Source organism: Janthinobacterium sp. TPC_1, from assembly GCF_056037845.1.
Window position 1 is genome coordinate 3357290 of sequence record NZ_CP195157.1, and the last position, 16039, is coordinate 3373328.

Annotated in this window: 14 protein-coding genes and 2 pseudogenes; 8 read left to right on the forward strand and 8 right to left on the reverse strand. The window is 64.2% G+C overall.

Translation table 11 applies throughout. The annotated features are described in order from the left end of the window. Window positions 1-3: 3 nt before the first annotated feature. The 7 genes from ACQVLG_RS16505 to ACQVLG_RS16535 form a co-directional block, all read right to left on the reverse strand. The gene (locus ACQVLG_RS16505; RefSeq protein ID WP_474290215.1) at window positions 4-246 is read right to left on the reverse strand and encodes a hypothetical protein; all 243 of its coding nucleotides are present in this window, start codon (window positions 244-246) and stop codon (window positions 4-6) included. After that, window positions 243-1496, reverse strand: coding sequence for a metal-dependent hydrolase family protein (locus ACQVLG_RS16510; protein ID WP_474290217.1), 1254 nt, complete (start codon window positions 1494-1496; stop codon window positions 243-245). Before ACQVLG_RS16510 ends, ACQVLG_RS16505 begins: the two co-directional genes overlap by 4 nt. Before the next feature lie 142 nt (window positions 1497-1638). Next, the gene (fdhD, locus tag ACQVLG_RS16515; protein ID WP_474290219.1) at window positions 1639-2490 is read right to left on the reverse strand and encodes a formate dehydrogenase accessory sulfurtransferase FdhD; all 852 of its coding nucleotides are present in this window, start codon (window positions 2488-2490) and stop codon (window positions 1639-1641) included. Window positions 2491-2504: 14 nt separating this feature from the next. Further along, the gene (locus ACQVLG_RS16520; RefSeq protein ID WP_474290221.1) at window positions 2505-3425 is read right to left on the reverse strand and encodes a bestrophin family protein; all 921 of its coding nucleotides are present in this window, start codon (window positions 3423-3425) and stop codon (window positions 2505-2507) included. A gap of 13 nt (window positions 3426-3438) precedes the next feature. Further along, window positions 3439-4419, reverse strand: coding sequence for a cytochrome d ubiquinol oxidase subunit II (locus ACQVLG_RS16525; protein ID WP_474290223.1), 981 nt, complete (start codon window positions 4417-4419; stop codon window positions 3439-3441). Between the two features lie 30 nt (window positions 4420-4449). Next, window positions 4450-5844 (reverse strand): cytochrome ubiquinol oxidase subunit I, encoded by a 1395-nt coding sequence (locus tag ACQVLG_RS16530; RefSeq protein WP_474290224.1) that lies wholly within the window; start codon window positions 5842-5844, stop codon window positions 4450-4452. Further along, window positions 5841-8153, reverse strand: a complete 2313-nt coding sequence (locus tag ACQVLG_RS16535; RefSeq protein WP_474290225.1) for an FdhF/YdeP family oxidoreductase — start codon at window positions 8151-8153, stop codon at window positions 5841-5843. The genes ACQVLG_RS16530 and ACQVLG_RS16535 overlap by 4 nt, the downstream gene beginning before the upstream one ends. A gap of 105 nt (window positions 8154-8258) precedes the next feature. Between ACQVLG_RS16535 and ACQVLG_RS16540 the strand changes: the two genes are divergently transcribed. Both ACQVLG_RS16540 and moaA read left to right on the forward strand, forming a co-directional pair. Beyond that, window positions 8259-8609, forward strand: coding sequence for an ArsR family transcriptional regulator (locus ACQVLG_RS16540; protein WP_474290226.1), 351 nt, complete (start codon window positions 8259-8261; stop codon window positions 8607-8609). 170 nt (window positions 8610-8779) lie between these two features. After that, window positions 8780-9815 (forward strand): annotated as a pseudogene (gene moaA, locus ACQVLG_RS16545) (GTP 3',8-cyclase MoaA). A 5-nt stretch (window positions 9816-9820) separates the two neighbouring features. Here the strand turns inward: moaA and ACQVLG_RS16550 are convergent. Next, window positions 9821-11242, reverse strand: coding sequence for an aminotransferase-like domain-containing protein (locus tag ACQVLG_RS16550; protein WP_474290228.1), 1422 nt, complete (start codon window positions 11240-11242; stop codon window positions 9821-9823). Between the two features lie 156 nt (window positions 11243-11398). Between ACQVLG_RS16550 and ACQVLG_RS16555 the strand changes: the two genes are divergently transcribed. The 6 genes and pseudogenes from ACQVLG_RS16555 (at window position 11399) to ACQVLG_RS16580 (ending at window position 16012) form a co-directional block, all read left to right on the forward strand. Beyond that, window positions 11399-12361, forward strand: coding sequence for a Dyp-type peroxidase (locus tag ACQVLG_RS16555; protein WP_474290230.1), 963 nt, complete (start codon window positions 11399-11401; stop codon window positions 12359-12361). Between the two features lie 45 nt (window positions 12362-12406). Further along, on the forward strand, window positions 12407-12790 hold the full coding sequence (locus tag ACQVLG_RS16560; protein WP_474290232.1) for a hypothetical protein: 384 nt from the start codon (window positions 12407-12409) through the stop codon (window positions 12788-12790). 306 nt (window positions 12791-13096) lie between these two features. Then, a pseudogene (locus ACQVLG_RS16565) lies at window positions 13097-14251 on the forward strand (ABC transporter ATP-binding protein); the annotation flags it as partial. Between the two features lie 106 nt (window positions 14252-14357). Further along, window positions 14358-14735 carry an ATP-binding cassette domain-containing protein gene (locus ACQVLG_RS16570; RefSeq protein WP_474290233.1) on the forward strand — a complete coding sequence of 126 codons (378 nt, stop codon included), beginning with the start codon at window positions 14358-14360 and terminating at the stop codon, window positions 14733-14735. A gap of 147 nt (window positions 14736-14882) precedes the next feature. Next, window positions 14883-15386 (forward strand): hypothetical protein, encoded by a 504-nt coding sequence (locus ACQVLG_RS16575; RefSeq protein ID WP_474290235.1) that lies wholly within the window; start codon window positions 14883-14885, stop codon window positions 15384-15386. Beyond that, complete coding sequence (locus tag ACQVLG_RS16580) at window positions 15386-16012, forward strand: toxin-antitoxin system YwqK family antitoxin (RefSeq protein ID WP_474290237.1); 627 nt, start codon at window positions 15386-15388, stop codon at window positions 16010-16012. Before ACQVLG_RS16575 ends, ACQVLG_RS16580 begins: the two co-directional genes overlap by 1 nt. Window positions 16013-16039 lie beyond the last annotated feature (27 nt).

Genomic DNA, 16039 nt, shown 5'->3' on the forward strand with positions numbered 1-16039 from the left:
GCCTCAGCTTGCCAGTGAAGCGCTCAATTTGTCCTTGTAGATGCGCCCGTTCTTCATGATCAGCAGCAATTTTTCTTCAGGCTGGGCGAGGAAATCGAGGTTCTTCGCGGGATCGCCATCGGCCACCAGCAAGTCGGCCAGCGCGCCCACGGCCAGTTGGCCCAGGGTGCCCGGGTAGGGCGCGCGCTGGCCGGCCAGGGCCAGCAATTGTCCATTCTGCCCCGTCGCCTGCGCCAGCAGGGTCAACGGGTCGTAAAAGCGCGTGAGCTTGGCCAGCTGGCGACCCTGGGTCGGCGTGTTTTTCGCGTTGAACAGAATATCCGCCCCCAGCCCGTCCTGATGCCGTATTTTTGCGCCAGCGCATACGCCTTCACCGTGCCTTCCGATACGATGGCCTGGCTGGCCTTGCGCGCCGCATCGGGATACACATTCGCATCCGCATCCTGCAGGAACGGCTGCAAGCTCCACCACGTGCCCGCGTCGCGCATCATGCGCGCGGATTCGTCATCGGCAAGCTGGCCGTGCTCGATGCTGCGCACGCCCGCGCGGATGGCCCGCTGTATGCCTTTCGGCGTGTAGACGTGGGCCATCACATAGGTGCCCCAGTCGGTGGCCGCTTCCACGCCGGCGCGCAGTTCGCGTTCCGAATACTGGGTGCTGTCGAGTGGGTCGTACATGGACGCCACGCCGCCGCCGGCCATCATCTTGATCTGCGTCGCGCCCAGCATCAGCTGCTCGCGCACGCGGCGCAGCACTTCCGCCTCGCCATCGGCGATCATGGCCATGCCCGCCGTTTCCGCCATGCCCAGCGGCGCGTTGGCCGCGCGGGGAATCTCCGAGCGCAGGCGGAAGTCGCCATGGCCCGAGGTTTGCGAAATCATGGCGCCGGACGGGAAGATGCGCGGGCCGTCGACGATGCCTTCATCGATGGCGCGTTTCAATGCAAACGCGGGGCCGCCAGGATCGCGCACGGACGTGAAGCCCCGCAGCAGGGTGCGCCGCGCTTCCTGCGCCGCCACCAGATATAAATAGCCGACGTCGGACGTCATGGCCGTCACCTGGCTGATGGCGGCCAGCATGGTGTGCCAGTGGGCGTCGATCAGGCCCGGCATGACCAGCTTGCCCTGGCAATCGATCACTTGCGCGCCTTCGACTTTCTCGCCGGCGGGCAGCAGGGCGGTAATCGTCGCCCCCGTCACCAGCACGTGGATGCCGGAACGGGGTGCCTTGCCCGTGCCGTCGAACAGGCGCAGATTGGTCAGCAATAGGGGGCGGTCGGATGCTTGCGGCTGCTGGGCGATGGCGTTGCTGGTGGATAATCCGATGAACGGCGCCAGCATGGCGGCCGTGCCGCCGAGAAATTGCCGGCGCCGCATGTCCGCCATCACCCGCTGGTGCAGGATGGTGAAGACCGTGCCGCCGCAGTCGCAGGCACGCGGCTTCAAGCCGCCCGTTTGCCACGTGTCCATCAGATGCTGCTCTTGTGCCAGGGCCATCGCGCCATCCTTTCATCGCTGCCGCACCGGGAGCGTGGCAGCAGGCAAAGTTAATGATTAGAAACTATTGCCATAGTTAGCCCGCAGCGGTGGCAAGTCAAGCGTGCACTTGCTTTACGGCAAAAAAAGGTGCATCGGCTGTTCACGGTGCCTGCTGGCCGCTATTTTCCCCTTCTCCTGCCGTGTAGTCGACAAAGCCGTCGCGGCGGCAAAAGCTGGCCAGCTGCATGCCGGCCTGGCGCGCGATGCGGATGGCCAGCGAGGTGGGCGCCGAGATGGTGGCGACGAGCCCGATATGCATGCGCGCCGACTTGCGCACCAGTTCATAGCTGGCGCGGCTGGACAGGAAGACGAAGCCGTCGTGCATGGCGATGCGGTGCAGCGCCAGGTAGCCGATCAGTTTATCGAGGCCGTTATGCCGGCCCACGTCCTCGAACACTTTTACCACCGCGCCCTCGGCCGTGCACCAGGCTGCCGCATGCACGCCGCCCGTTTTGTGCATCAGTTCCTGGTAAGGCAGCAGTTCGCGCGCGGCCCGGCCGAGGATGGCGCTGCTGGCCACCAGCGGCGGCAGGGGCCGCGTAATCTTTTCCGGCACCAGGTCCAGCAGGGCCAGGCTTTCGATGCCGCACACGCCGCAACCCGTGCGCCCCGTCAACGCGCGGCGGCGGGCCTTGAGCTTGATCAAATCGGGCTGCGCGATGGTCAGCCGCACTTCCGCACTGTCCGCGCCGCAGCACACGTCGAGGTCGTAGATGTCGCGCACGCTGCCGACGATACCCTCCGTCAAGGTAAAGCCGACGGCGAATTCCTCGAGGTCGCGCGGCGTGGCCATCATCACCGCGTGGGCGATGCCGTTGTAGACGAGGGCCACGGGATACTCCTCGGCCACCATGTCGTGGCCCGCCGTGGCCACGCCACCTTGGTGGCGCACCATGGGGACTTCCAGGAAACCGTCGCGTTCGATGGTGGTGATGCCGATGTCGCATTCCATGATTTTTCCTCCAGTTAATCGATCTGATAGCGGGGGCAGGGCCGTATCGAAGGCAGCAGCGGGTCGCCGTTCAATTCCAGCAGCGAGCGTTCCGTTTCGCGCGTCATGGCGTTCAGGGCCAGGCAGTTGGGCGCCAGGCCGAACGGTTCGGCGATCTGCTGCGCGATGGCTTCCAGCGCAAACAGGGTGTAGGCGACGAAGACGGAAATGAGGGGCGTGGCCACGCCGATGGCGTCCACCAGTCCCAGCGGCAGTAAAAAACAGTACATGTAGACGGTGCGGTGCACGAGCACGCCATACGGATACGGAATCGGCGTGTTCTTGATGCGCTCGCAGCCGGCCACGGTGGCGGCCAGGTCGTTGAGCTGGGTGTCGAGCATCCACAGCAGCTGCGTCTGGCCCGGCTGGCGCTGCACGGCCTCGTGCAGCATGGCGCGCACCGTGTGCAGCACGGCGACGGGCTTGAAGTTGACTCCCTGCAATTGCTGCACGTCGCCGGCCGGCAGGTAGCGCGCCAGGTCTTCTTGCGGATCCGTCTGGCGCAGCTGGTGCTTGAGCGCGTAGACGAAGGCGATCAGGCGGCGCAGCAGCAACTGGCGGTCCAGGCCGCTCGTTTCCTGCGGCAGATACGTGAGCGCCTGCGAAGCGAGGGCCCGCGCGGCGATCAGCAATTGCCCCCAGATATGCCGCGCCTCGACGAAGCGCGCATAGCTGGCGTTGTTGCGAAAGCCGAGAAAGATCGCCAGGCTGATGCCGACCATGGGAAACGGCGCCGTATCGAGCGGAATCTTGACGCCGAAGATACGGCCATCCGTCAGCAAGGCCAGCGAACTGACGACCAGCATCAGCAGCAATTGCGGGATGATGGCTTGCAGCACCGAGCCATCCCAGACGAACAGCATGCGAAACCAGTTGGTGGTGGGCCGAATGATCATGATTTGATGCCGATCAATGCTTGCGGGGCACGACTTTGCCCTCGAAGACGTAGTATTGGAACAGGTTGTAGCCGATCATGATCGGCAGCATGGAACCCATGCCGATCAGCATGAAGATCAGGGTCGGCTCGTCCGATGCGGCCGCCGCGATGCTCAGCTTGCCCGGCACCAGATCTGGAAAGAAACTGATGGCCAGGCCCGCGAACGACGCCAAAAACAGCACGATGGCGCCGCGGAACGGGCCGCGCACGCCGTTCACGTGCACGGCCCACAGGATGTAGATGAAGGCGCTGGCGGCGATGGCGGCCAGGGCCAGCAGCACGCCGAACACGCCCGGCTGCGCCCAGCGGTCGTGGCCGATGGCGCTGAAGACCATGGTGCCGGCCGACAGCACGATGGCGGCCGCGACCGTCGCCAGCACGCTGGTGGTGGCGTAGCGCCGCGCCGCCGCTTCCAGCTGGCCGCCCGTCTTCTTGATCAGATAAGTGCTGCCCAGCAGGCAGTACCCGGCCACCACGCCCAGCGCCGTGCACGCCGTGAAGGTACCGCTCAGCCAGCCCGGCTGCAAGCCCGTGATGACCTCGCCCAGCACGACGCCCTGCGCCACGGCGGCCAGCAGGCTGCCCACGCCGAAGACCAGATCCCACAGGCGCTTGTTGCCGGCCGCATGGCGGAACTCGATCGAGGCGCCGCGCATTATCAGGCTGGCGATCAGCAGCATGATGGGAATGTACAGCTGTTCCAGCAGGGTGGCGTAGGCGCTGGGAAACGCGCCGAACAGGGCGCCGCCCACCACCACCAGCCAGGTTTCATTGGCGTCCCACACGTGGGCGATCGACTGGAAGATCAGGTTGCGTTCCTGCTCGCGGCCGGTGAACAGGCTGAGGATGCCCACGCCCAGGTCAAAGCCGTCCGTGACCACGTAAAACACCAGCATCAGGCCGATCAGGCCGAACCAGGCATTGCCCAGCATGGCATGCGAATTGATATCCATTACATACTCCTTGATTGATGGGGGCGCATTTCAATACCCCGCGGCATGGGCGGCGTCCGGCAGCGGCAGCGCCACGTCCGGGCCTTGCTGCAGCCATTTCTTGGCAAACACAAAGAAAGTGACGAACAACACGATGTAAAACACGAAGAACATCAGCATGCTGCCGGCCACGGCGTGGGCCGCCACGTCGGAAACGGCGTCGCGCGTGCGCAGCAAGCCGTACACGACCCACGGCTGGCGTCCCACTTCGCGCACGATCCAGCCGCACTCGACGGCGATGTAGGGCAGCGGTATCGTCAGCACCCAGGCCAGCAGCAGCTTGCGGTTGCGCACGAACTCCTGCACCCGTCCGCCCACCTTGCGCCAGGCGACGAAGGTCCAGAACGCCAGCAGCACGAACCACATGCCGATGCCGGCCATGGCGCGGAACGCGTAGTACAGCAGCGGCAGCATGGGCGGCTGGTCTGCGCGGGCGATGTCGGCCAGGCCCGTGATCTTGCCCGTGGCGCTATGCGTGGCGATCACGCTGAGCATGCCGGGCACTTCGAGCGACCAGTCGTTCTTCTGTTCCGCCTGGTTGGGCCAGGCCAGCAGGGACCAGGCCGCCCCTTCGCCATCGGGATTCGTGTGCCAGTGGCCTTCGATGGCCGCGCCCTTGGCGGGCTGGGTCTTGAAGACGTCGACGCCGCTCGAATCGCCGAGCCACACTTGCAACGGAGCAATGACCAGCAGCAGCATCAGCGCCAGCTTGAACGAGCGGGCGAAGAAGGCCGGTTCGCGGCGCTTGAACATATACCAGGCGGAAATGCCGGCGATGACGATCAAGCCCGTTTCCACGGCGGCCACCCACATGTGGCCCACGGCCCAGGCCATGTCGGGATTGAAGATGGCGGCCACGTAATCGGTGACGATGATCTTGCCGTCCACCACGCGCACGCCGGCCGGCGTCTGCATCCAGGAATTGGCGACCATGATCCAGAACGAGGAAATGCTGGAACCGAGCGCCACCATGCCGGTGGCAAACAGGTGCACGCCCTTCGGTACGCGGCCCCAGCCGAACATCATGACGCCGATGAAGCCCGCTTCCAGCATGAAGGCCATGGCGCCCTCGAAACCGAGGATGTTGCCGATGAACTGGCCGGAATGGTGCGAGAACGGCGCCCAGTTGGTGCCGAACTGGAATTCCAGGGGAATCCCGCTGACGACGCCGACGGCGAAGTTAAGCACCAGCAGCTTGCTCCAGAAGCGCGCGTGGCGGTAGTAGACGGGGTCGCTGGTGCGCAGCCACAGCGCCTCGACAACGAACAGGAACAGCGACAGGCTGATCGTCAATATGGGCCACAGGATGTGGAAGATGGCCGTCATCGCAAATTGCGCGCGCGACAGGTCCAGGGTATCGAAACAACATGGCGTTCTCCTGATCAACTGAGGGCGGCCGAAGGCGCCAGCAGCACGGGGATGGATTTGAAGGTCGGCGTGCGCGAACCGTGGCCCACGCTGTCGAGCGGCACCAGCGGATTGGTTTCCGGGTAGTAGGCGCCGATGCAGCCGCGCGGAATGTCGTACTCGACCAGCAGGAAGCGGTCGGCGCGGCGTTCGATGCCGTCATGCCACACGCCGATCAGGTCGACCCAGTCGCCGGCCGCAAAGCCCAGCATGGCCAGGTCGTCCTTGTTGATGAAAACGACGCGGCGCTGGCCGAACACGCCGCGGTAGCGGTCGTCCATGGCGTAGATCGTCGTGTTGTACTGGTCGTGCGAACGCGTGGTCATCAGCACCATCAAGCGCTCGCCATATTGCTGGCGCGCGCGGTGGATCGGCGTATCGAGTTCCACGGCGTTGACGAGGAATTGCGCCTTGCCGCTGTCCGTCTTCCACACTCTTTCGCGCGAAGCGATTTCCAGGTGGAAACCGCCCGGTTTGGCCACGCGCAAGTTGTAGTCGAAAAAGTCGTCGAACACTTGCTCGATGGAATCGCGCAGCAGCGCATAGTTGCCGGAATAGCGCAGCCAGTCGATCTTCTCGCTGCCCACGGTCGCCTGCGCCATGCCGGCCACGATGGCGATTTCCGAGCGCAGATTGGGCGAGGCGGGCTGGTTCATGCCGAACGAGATGTGCACCATGCTCATCGAGTCTTCCACCGTCACGCCTTGCGCCACGCCTTGCTGCACGTCGATTTCCGTGCGGCCCAGGGTGGGCAGGATCAGCGCATCCTTGCCGTGCACGAGGTGGCTGCGGTTGAGCTTGGTGGCGATGTGCACCGTCAGGTCGCACGACCGGAGCGCATCCCAGGTGCGCGGCGTGTCCGGCGTGGCCATCGAGAAATTGCCGCCCAGGGCGACGAACACTTTGACCTTTTTCTCCAGCATGGCTTCGATGGTGCCGACGGCGTCATAGCCGTGGTGGCGCGGCGGTTCAAAACCGAACACCAGGCCCAGGCGGTCGAGGAACTCCTTGGTCGGCTGTTCCTCGATGCCCATGGTGCGGTCGCCCTGCACGTTCGAGTGGCCGCGCACGGGGCACAGGCCCGCGCCGCGCTTGCCGATATTGCCGCGCATCATCATCAAGTTCGACAGGATCTGCACCGTGGCCAGCGAATTCTTGTGCTGCGTCACGCCCATGCCCCAGGTGGCGATGACGGCCTTGCCTTTGACATAGATCTGCGTCAACTCTTCGATCTTGTCGCGCGCCACGCCCGATTCGGCCAGCAGCAAGTCCCAGCTTTCCGCGCGCAGGTCGGCGGCGAAGGCGTCGAAGCCGCTCGTGTGTTCGGCGATGAAGGCGCAGTCGAGCACGCGTTCCTGGCCGTGGGCGATGGCGTCATCATCGAGCTCGACGACGCGCTTGGCCATGGCCTTGATCAGCGCGAAGTCGCCGCCCAGCGTGGGGCAGATGAACAGCGAGCAAATGTTCGTGCTGCCGCCCGTCAGCATTTCCAGCGGATGCTGGGGGCTGGTGAAGCGTTCCAGGCCCCGTTCGTGCAGCGGGTTGATGGAGACGATGGTGGCGCCGCGGCGCGACGCTTCGCGCAATTCGCCCAGCATGCGCGGGTGGTTGGTGGCCGGGTTCTGGCCGAACAGCAGCAGGGTGTCCGCATGTTCGAAATCGTCCAGCAGCACCGTGCCCTTGCCGATGCCGACCGTTTCCGGCAAGCCGCGGCTCGTCGCTTCGTGGCACAGGTTGGAACAGTCGGGGAAGTTGTTGGTGCCATAGGCGCGCACGAACAGTTGGTACAAAAAGGCCGCTTCGTTGCTGGCGCGGCCCGACGTGTAGAAGGCGGCCTGGTTCGGGTCGTCCAGCGCGTGCAAATGGTGCGCCACGAGGGCGAACGCGTCGTCCCAGGCTATCGCCTGGTATTTGTCGCTGGCCGCGTCGTACACCATGGGGTCCGTCAAGCGGCCATGTTGTTCCAGATCATAGTCCGACTGTTCCATCAATTCCGTGACCGTGTGTTCCTGGAAAAACTCGGGGCGCACGCGCTTGCTCGTCGATTCGGCAGCCACGGCCTTGACGCCGTTTTCGCAGAATTCGAACGTCGACGCGTGTTCGCGGTCGGGCCAGGCGCAGCCGGGACAGTCGAAGCCGTCGGGCTGGTTTTGCTCGAACAGCGAGCGGTAATTGCCCGCGCTGACTTTTTCCTTGAACAGATTGATGGCCACGTACTTGAGGGCACCCCAGCCGGCCGCGGCATGGGTGTAGGGCGCGATGCGCGCGTCGGACTTTGGCTTGCTCATGATGACTCTCCTGGTGATATGCGATGGGACAATCACATGGTAGGGGCGGCGGACTCCCCCGTAGGCGCACAGTTCCGGACAAAAAAACAGAGTACAGATGGCAAGATGACGATGCCGGTCGCGCCGGCGCCGGCCGTGATTTATGATGTGGACAAGGAGAAAAACATGCACAGGGAAGACAAGGAAGATAAGGAAGATGGAATCGACGCGGCGCTGATAGCGCTGCTGGCGCTGCTGTGGCAAGCGCGGCAGGAGGCGCCCGAGAAACCGTGGTCGCTGGCCAAGCTGGCCAAGCGGGCAGGGGTACAGATGAGTACGTTGTTGCGCCAGCTCAATGCGCTGTCCAGCGCGCAACTGGTGAGCGTGACGACGGCGGAGAGCGGCGGCAGTGCATCCTTGAGCGCGGCGGGCGCTGAGCTGTGCGCCAGCGTATTTACTTCACCGCAAGAAGAGTAGCCGCGTGTCTGTACTCTATCGGCTGGCGCCGGACTGTACCTCCTGGCATGCCCCCTTTCGTCCTATGCTGGACACTGACGAATGCACATCAAGGGGGAAGCACAATGAACACCATCCTGTATCCGCAGCCGGCGCTCCGGCAGCCAGACTATATCGAGCCGTGCGTGGACATGCTGGGCCGCCCCCTGACGGACTTGCGCATTTCCGTCATTGACCAGTGCAACTTCCGCTGCACCTATTGCATGCCGGCCGAACTGTACCCCAGCGATTACCCGTTTCTGCCATCGAGCGAGCGCCTGTCTTTCGAGCAGATCGAAACGATGGCGCGCGCCTTCGTGCGCCTGGGCGTGGATAAGATCCGCATCACGGGCGGCGAGCCGCTGCTGCGCAAGAACCTGGAACGGCTGATCGAGCGCCTGGCGCGGCTCGCCACGCCGGACGGGCGCGCCGTGAGCATCGCGCTGACGACGAATGGCAGCTTGCTGGCCGCCAAGGCGCGCTCGCTGAAGGAGGCGGGCCTGGACCGGGTCACCGTCAGCCTCGACAGCCTGGATAACGGCATCTTCCAGCGCATGAATGGCGTCGATTTTCCCGTCGAGAAAGTGCTGCACGGCATTGAGGTAGCGCAAGCCGTCGGTTTGCACCCCGTGAAGGTCAACATGGTCGTGCAGAAAGGCGTCAACGACAGCCAGATCGTGCCGCTGGCGCGCCATTTCCGCCACACGGGCGTGATCCTGCGCCTGATCGAATTCATGGACGTGGGCGGCATCGGCGCCTGGTCGCGCACGCACGCACGTCGTCACGTCGGACGCGGCGCGCGCGCTGATCGCGGCGGAATTTCCCCTTGTATCGCTGGGCGAAGGCAAGCCGATCTCGCACGAGACGGCCAGCCGCTACAGTTATCTCGATGGCGGCGGCGAAGTGGGCTTCATTTCCAGCGTGTCGCAGCCGTTCTGCGGCGACTGCAGCCGCGTGCGCGTCTCGTCCGATGGCAAGCTGTTTACCTGTTTGTTCGCCCATGACGGCCTCGACCTGCGTCCCCAGCTTGATCCTGCGCAAGGCCCGCAAGGGCTGGAAACCGTGCTGCGCCGGCACTGGCAGCGCCGTGGCGACCGCTACTCGGAAGTGCGCGGCGCCCTGGCCCAGGCCGGCGGCGCCCAGCGCAAGCAGTATCCCACCGTGCGCATGTCGCTGGTGGGCGGGTGAATGGTTTACAGGAACTCGGTGATCAGTTTGCCCAGCAGGATGATCGCCTGTTCCACGTCCGCGTTCCACGGATAGCTGTAGTTGAGGCGGATGCAGTGCTTGTAAGCCTGGCTGACGGAAAACATGCGCCCCGGCCCCACCGTGATCCTGCATTCCAGCGCGCGCCGGTACAGTTGCATCGAGTCCACGTTGCCCGGCAACTCCACCCACAGCACGTAGCCGCCCTGCGGTTGCGAGACTTTGGTGCCGGCGGGAAAGAAGCGCAGCACGGCGGCGGCCATGATGCGCGCCTGCTGGGCGTAGGCCTTGCGGGTGCGGCGCAGATGCTGTTCGTAGCCGTCGTTCTGCAGGTATTCGGCGATGGCCAGTTGCGGGAACGACGAGGTGGTGAGCGTGTTGAGGAATTTGAGTTCCTCCACCTTGCCCCGGTAGCGCCCGGCCAGGGCCCAGCCCACGCGCTGGGCGGCGCTGAGGCTCTTGGAAAACGAGGAACAGTGCAGCACCAGGCCCTTGCGGTCGTAGGACTTGAGCGAGGACGGGTGGGCGTCGCCGTAATACAGCTCGTTGTAGACGCCGTTTTCGATGGCGGGCACGTCGTGCTGCTCCAGCAGCTGGACCAGGGCCCGCTTGCGCTGGTCCGACATCTGGAAGCCCAGCGGATTCTGGAAGTTCGGCATCACCATGACGGCGGCGATCGGCTGCCGGGCCATGATGTCGGCCAGCGCTTCAATGCTGATGCCGTCATACGGATCGGTGGACACTTCCACCACCTTCATGCCCAGCCGCTCGACGGCCAGCAGCATCGCATAGAAGGTGGGCGATTCGACGGCGATGGTGTCGCCCGGCCTGGCCACGGCTTGCAGGCACAGGTTGATGGCTTCCGTGGCGCCCACGGTGACGATGATTTCGTCGGGATCGACGGCCAGGCCGTTTTCCAGGTAGCGGCGGGCGATTTCGCGTATCAGTTGCGGGTTGCCCGGCGGCAGGTCGTCCGTCACGCTCCAGTCGCGGTTGCGGCGCGCCACGGCGCTCGCGTACTGGTTGATGCGTTCCCACGGAAACAGCGCGGGATCGGGGTAGGGCGAGCCCAGCGGAATGGCGTCGTGCAAGCCGATCGAGCGCAGGGTCGACAGCACCAGGCGGCTGACGTGCACTTCGGCCGGCACGGTGCTCGGCTGGGATGCCTGCATGCACAGGTCGGCCGGCTGCGCATCGCCGGCGCGGGGCCGCACGAAGTAGCCGGACTGGGGCCGGCTTTCGATCACGCCCATGCCTTCCAGCTTGACATAGGCGCGCAGCACCGTCGTGATGCTCAGCTTGTGCTGCTGGCTGGTCTGGCGCACGGAGGGAATGCGTTCCCCGGGCAAGAGCACGCCCTGGGCCACCAGTTGCTCGATGTCGCCGACGAGCTTTTCATACAATTTCATGCAATGGTATCCATTCTTGATTCTTGCTCTACGTCATTGCATTATCGTCCAATTCATGACGACCTATAGTTACAATTATCATGTTGCCTAAATGAAACTGCCATCCGGCACTTCTGGTTTAAGATTCACCTGGAAAACGAAAAAGGAACATCTGTCATGGCAATTCCACAAAGCATGCTGTCCGTCGTCGCGCGCGACGAAGTGCATTTGCAGTTCAATGTGAAGGCCGGCGTTGAACCGGAGCAGCTGTTCAGGGTGCTGGGCAAGCTGTGGGAATCCGGGGTCACGGGCATCCTGGACCCCACCCTGAACCGCCACCATCAGTTGACGGGCGGCACGGCCAATGTGGTGCTGGGATTCCGGCCCGAGCTGTGGCGCGCCGCCTGTCCCGGCTGCGTGCCGGACAACATGGCATCGTTCGCGCACGACCTGGTGGGCGCCAACGGCAAGACGGCGCCGGCCACCCAGCACGATTTCTGGGTCTGGATCACGCAGTCGAACGCGGCCACCCTGTACGACAGCATGCGCACGACGCTCACCTTGCTGGGTCCCTTTGCCGAGCTGGCCAGCGAACAGGTGTGTTTTCCGTATCATAACAATGTGACTTTCGACGGCTTTGCCGACGGCGTCGCCAACCCGAATCCGTTCCGCGCCAATGGCGTGGCCATCATTCCGGACGGCGAGGCGGGTGCGGGCGGCTCGACCGTGCTGCTGCAGAAATGGCGCATGGACGTGGAGCGCCTGCGCGCCTTGCCCGTGCACGCGGCGGAGCAGGTGTGGGGCCGCACCAAGGCCGGCAGCCATGAATTGTCGCCGCTGCCCGTCGATTCCCACGTGGGCCGCAACCAATTTCTGCGCGATGGCGAGGAAGTCGATATCGTGCGCCGCAATGCCAATTACGCCAATGCTGCCGAGGCGGGCGTCATGTTTGTCGGTTTCAGCCGCGACATCACCGTGACCATGGGCATGCTGCGGCAAATGTACGGCGTAGGCTATGATGGCGTCACCAAGACGGACAGGCTGCTGGATTTTTCCACGGCGCTGTCGTCGGCGATCTATTTCGTGCCCAGCATCGACGCCTTGCTGGCCGTGGGCATTTCGCCGGCGGATCCCGGCTAAGGGCCGCCCCGGCGGTCCCTATTTTTACTTAACTAGGAGTTTTCCATGCGTATTCGTCCCGCCACACTGTTGTCCACCTTGATACTGGGCAGCGTCGTCTTCAGCGCTTCCGCTTCCGCCGTCGGCCTGGGTTTCCTGGCAGATACGCCGATGGCTTACCTGAACAAGAACGACAAGCCCGTCTTCGTGAAAGCCGTCACCGACGTGCTCAATGACAAGAAGGATGGCGAAACCGTGCAATGGAGCAATGAAGGCTTGCGCAATTCCGTGCGCATCGCCGCCGACATCACGGCCAGCGACACGGAAAAGACGGACGCGCAAACCTGCCGCAAGGTGCAGGTGGGCTTGAACGCCAAGGGCCAGGAACAGACCCTGAAGCTGAAAGTGTGCAAGACCGGCACGGCCGCGTGGAAAGTGGCGAAGAGCTGACAGTCCGTGCATTCCCTTGCCGGTCCTGCGCCGGCAAGGTGACGACTTTCTCATAGCTAAGTCTGGCAGCGGTTAGAATCACGCTTTACCCTCACTTTTGTCACCTGCATGCAGCAAAGTCGCCTCCTGTTCTTCCGCCTGGCCGGCCAGTTTCGCCGCTATGGCGCCATCGTTGCCGCCACCTTGCTGGCCGTGGGCGTGGCGTCTGCCACCGATGTATTGTTGATTCGACAATTGCAAAACGTCGTCGACGCCATGCGCGCGACGGCCAGCACGCAGGCCGCGCCCGCGTCCGGCGTGATGGGCATGCTGCAGGGCTGGGTCGACCGTTTCTTGCCGGCACAGGCGGGGCAGGTGGACTTGTGGGTGATTCCCGCCACCATCCTGGGCCTGGCCGTGCTGCGCATGGTATCGAGCTTTGCCGGCGATTACGGTTCCGTATGGCTATCGAGCCGGGTGCAGGCCGATCTGCGCGAAAAGATGTTCGCCACCATCATGCGCCTGCCCAGCCGCTTCTTCGACACCACCACCACCAGCCTGACGCAGTCGCGCGTGGCCTTCGACGCCAGCCAGGTGTCGCAGGCGGGCTTGAACGTGCTCAACGTGATGGTGCGCGATTCCGTCGCCACCATCGGCTACCTGGTCCTGCTGTTCAGCATCGACGTGAAACTGGCCCTGTTCTGCATGGCCTCGATGCCCATCGTCGCCATCGTCGTGACCCTGGCGGGCCGCCGCATGCGTCACCTGAGCAAGAGCTCGCAGCAAGCCGTGGGCGAGCTGACGTCCGTGCTGGACGAAAGCATCGCCGGCCAGCGCGTGGTGAAAATCTTCGGCGGGCAAGACTATGAGCAGGCGCGTTTCGTCGACGTCGTCAAGCGCAACCGCCAGCTGGCCGTCAAGCATGCGGCCACGTCCGCCATGAATTCCGGCTTCATCATGATGCTCGTCGGCATCACCCTGTCGTCCGTGATCTATTTCGCCATGCTGCGCGCGCAAAGCGGCGCCATCACGCCGGGCGCCTTCGTTGCTTTCATGGGCGCGCTGATGGCCATGCAGTCGCCGATCAAGAATTTAACGAAGATCAATGAGCCGCTGCAGCGGGGCCTGGCGGCGGCCGAATCCGTCTTCGGCTTGATCGACACGCCGCTGGAACCGGATCCGGGCACCATCGCCCCGGCCGCCGTGCAAGGCAATCTGTCCCTGCAGAACGTGCACTTCCGCTACAACAGCGACGATCCCGATGCGCCCACGGCCTTGAGCGATATCACGCTCGACATCTGCGCCGGCGAAACGGTGGCCCTGGTGGGCGGCTCCGGCGGCGGCAAGACGACCTTGCTGGGCTTGCTGCCGCGCTTCTATGACGTCAGCGGCGGCCGGATTTTGCTCGACGGCGTCGACGTGCGCGACTACGCCTTGCTGGCCCTGCGGCGCCAGTTCGCCCTCGTCAGCCAGGATGTGATTTTGTTCAACGACACGATGGCGGCGAATATCGCGTATGGCGACCCGGCCCCGGACCAGGACAGGATTGAAAGCGTCGGCGCGCGCCGCCTACGCGCACGACTTCATCATGCAACTGCCGCAAGGCTACGCAACCCAGGCGGGGCAGAACGGTTCGCGCCTGTCGGGCGGGCAACGCCAGCGCCTGGCCATTGCCCGCGCGCTGTACAAGGATGCGCCGATACTGCTGCTCGATGAAGCGACCAGCGCGCTGGACACGGAGTCGGAGCGTTCCGTGCAGGCGGCGCTGGAAGTGCTGATGCGCAACCGCACCACCATCGTCATCGCCCACAGGCTGTCCACCATCGAAAGCGCCGACCGCATCGTCGTCATGCAGGGCGGCCGCCTGGTCGAGTCGGGCAGCCATGCCGCCTTGCTGCAGCAGGGCGGCGCGTATGCACGGCTGCATGCGAGCCAGTTATCTCCCGTCAAGGATGGCATGGGCTGATGTGTGGCGCGCCAGCGCATCCGCCGGGCCGGAGCCGGACCAGCAGGTTCGTCCCGGCCTTTTTTTATGGGGCGGCAATCGTGCCCATGGCGAACGGCGCTTGCCTTTATGATAGTGGCCGTAAAGCAACATGAGCAATGGAGCAACATGAAGAATCAACAGACGATGCGCTGGCTGCTGGCCGCCGCGTTGGGCATGGGCGCAGCCCTGCCATTGGTGGCACAGGAAGATGCGCCGTTGCCGGCAACGGCTTCCGATCACGCGCAAGAAGAGGACAAGACCATGTATCTGGATGAAAATTTCATGCCAAGCAACCAACGCCGCGCCGTGTATGCGCTGCGCACGCCGCCGGAGCGCGACGAGGCGCTGGGCGCCTGGCATGTGCGGCTCGAATTTCCCGACACGCCGGGCGTGCTGGCCTTTGAAACCTATGCCACGGATCTGGACTTGAGCCAGATCAAGTTCGTGCGTTTTCGCAAGTCCTACTACGAGAATGGCCAGCTGCTGCGCGAAACCTACTTCAATGCCCAGGGCGAGGAGCTGCTGGGCGGCTGCGTGTACTTCGAGAATGGCCAGGTCCAGCGCGGGTCACGGCGTTGCCGAACGGACGCGACAGCATCTCGGAAACGTATCACAAGAACGGCCAGCTGATGAGCCGCACGCTGTACCACGGCGACGAGATGGCCGATGGCGAGCACGTGTCGTATGGCGCGAATGGCGCCGTCAGCAACCGCTCGTATCGGCGCAATGGCCAGATGGATGGCCTGGAGGAATCGTTTTATGCGGATGGCAAGCTGCACCGTAAGGGGCGGTACGTCGATGGCAAGCGCGAGGGCGAGTTTGTCCGGTATGCCCAGGACGGCAAGGTGCTGGCCAGGACCGTCTGGGTGCACGGCCAGCCCGACGGATGGTCGTTTGAAAGCCATGGCAATGGCGTCGTGTCGAACAAGACGCTGTACCAGAAAGGCGCCGTGCTCAGCTTGCAAACGTGGGGGCCGAATGGCCGGCCCAACTTTGCGTGGCAGAAAGACGCGCAGGGGCGCGACCATGGCGACACGACGGACTGGCATGCCAACGGCGTGCGCGCCAGCGTGACGCCGTTTGTCGAAGGCCAGCGCCACGGCTTGCTGCAGACCTGGTACAGCGACGGCAGCCTGCGGCAGATCGTGCCGTATGAACACGGCAAGAAGCACGGCATCGAGCGCCAGTGGGACAAGACGGGCAAGCTGGTGCTGGAACAGACGTGGCAGGCTGGCCAGCCCGTGGCCGCGAAATAGGGGGGGGATCGCATGCGGTACGGACAG

Coding starts and splice junctions, on each gene's coding strand:
- ACQVLG_RS16540 (WP_474290226.1), top strand. CDS start 8,259: ATGACGATGCCGGTCGCGCCGGCGCCGGCCGTGATTTATGATGTGGAC.
- ACQVLG_RS16510 (WP_474290217.1), bottom strand. CDS start 1,496: ATGGCCCTGGCACAAGAGCAGCATCTGATGGACACGTGGCAAACGGGC.
- ACQVLG_RS16535 (WP_474290225.1), bottom strand. CDS start 8,153: ATGAGCAAGCCAAAGTCCGACGCGCGCATCGCGCCCTACACCCATGCC.
- ACQVLG_RS16555 (WP_474290230.1), top strand. CDS start 11,399: ATGGCAATTCCACAAAGCATGCTGTCCGTCGTCGCGCGCGACGAAGTG.
- ACQVLG_RS16525 (WP_474290223.1), bottom strand. CDS start 4,419: ATGGATATCAATTCGCATGCCATGCTGGGCAATGCCTGGTTCGGCCTG.
- ACQVLG_RS16550 (WP_474290228.1), bottom strand. CDS start 11,242: ATGAAATTGTATGAAAAGCTCGTCGGCGACATCGAGCAACTGGTGGCC.
- ACQVLG_RS16520 (WP_474290221.1), bottom strand. CDS start 3,425: ATGATCATTCGGCCCACCACCAACTGGTTTCGCATGCTGTTCGTCTGG.
- fdhD (WP_474290219.1), bottom strand. CDS start 2,490: ATGGAATGCGACATCGGCATCACCACCATCGAACGCGACGGTTTCCTG.
- ACQVLG_RS16580 (WP_474290237.1), top strand. CDS start 15,386: ATGAGCCGCACGCTGTACCACGGCGACGAGATGGCCGATGGCGAGCAC.
- ACQVLG_RS16575 (WP_474290235.1), top strand. CDS start 14,883: ATGAAGAATCAACAGACGATGCGCTGGCTGCTGGCCGCCGCGTTGGGC.
- ACQVLG_RS16570 (WP_474290233.1), top strand. CDS start 14,358: ATGCAACTGCCGCAAGGCTACGCAACCCAGGCGGGGCAGAACGGTTCG.
- ACQVLG_RS16560 (WP_474290232.1), top strand. CDS start 12,407: ATGCGTATTCGTCCCGCCACACTGTTGTCCACCTTGATACTGGGCAGC.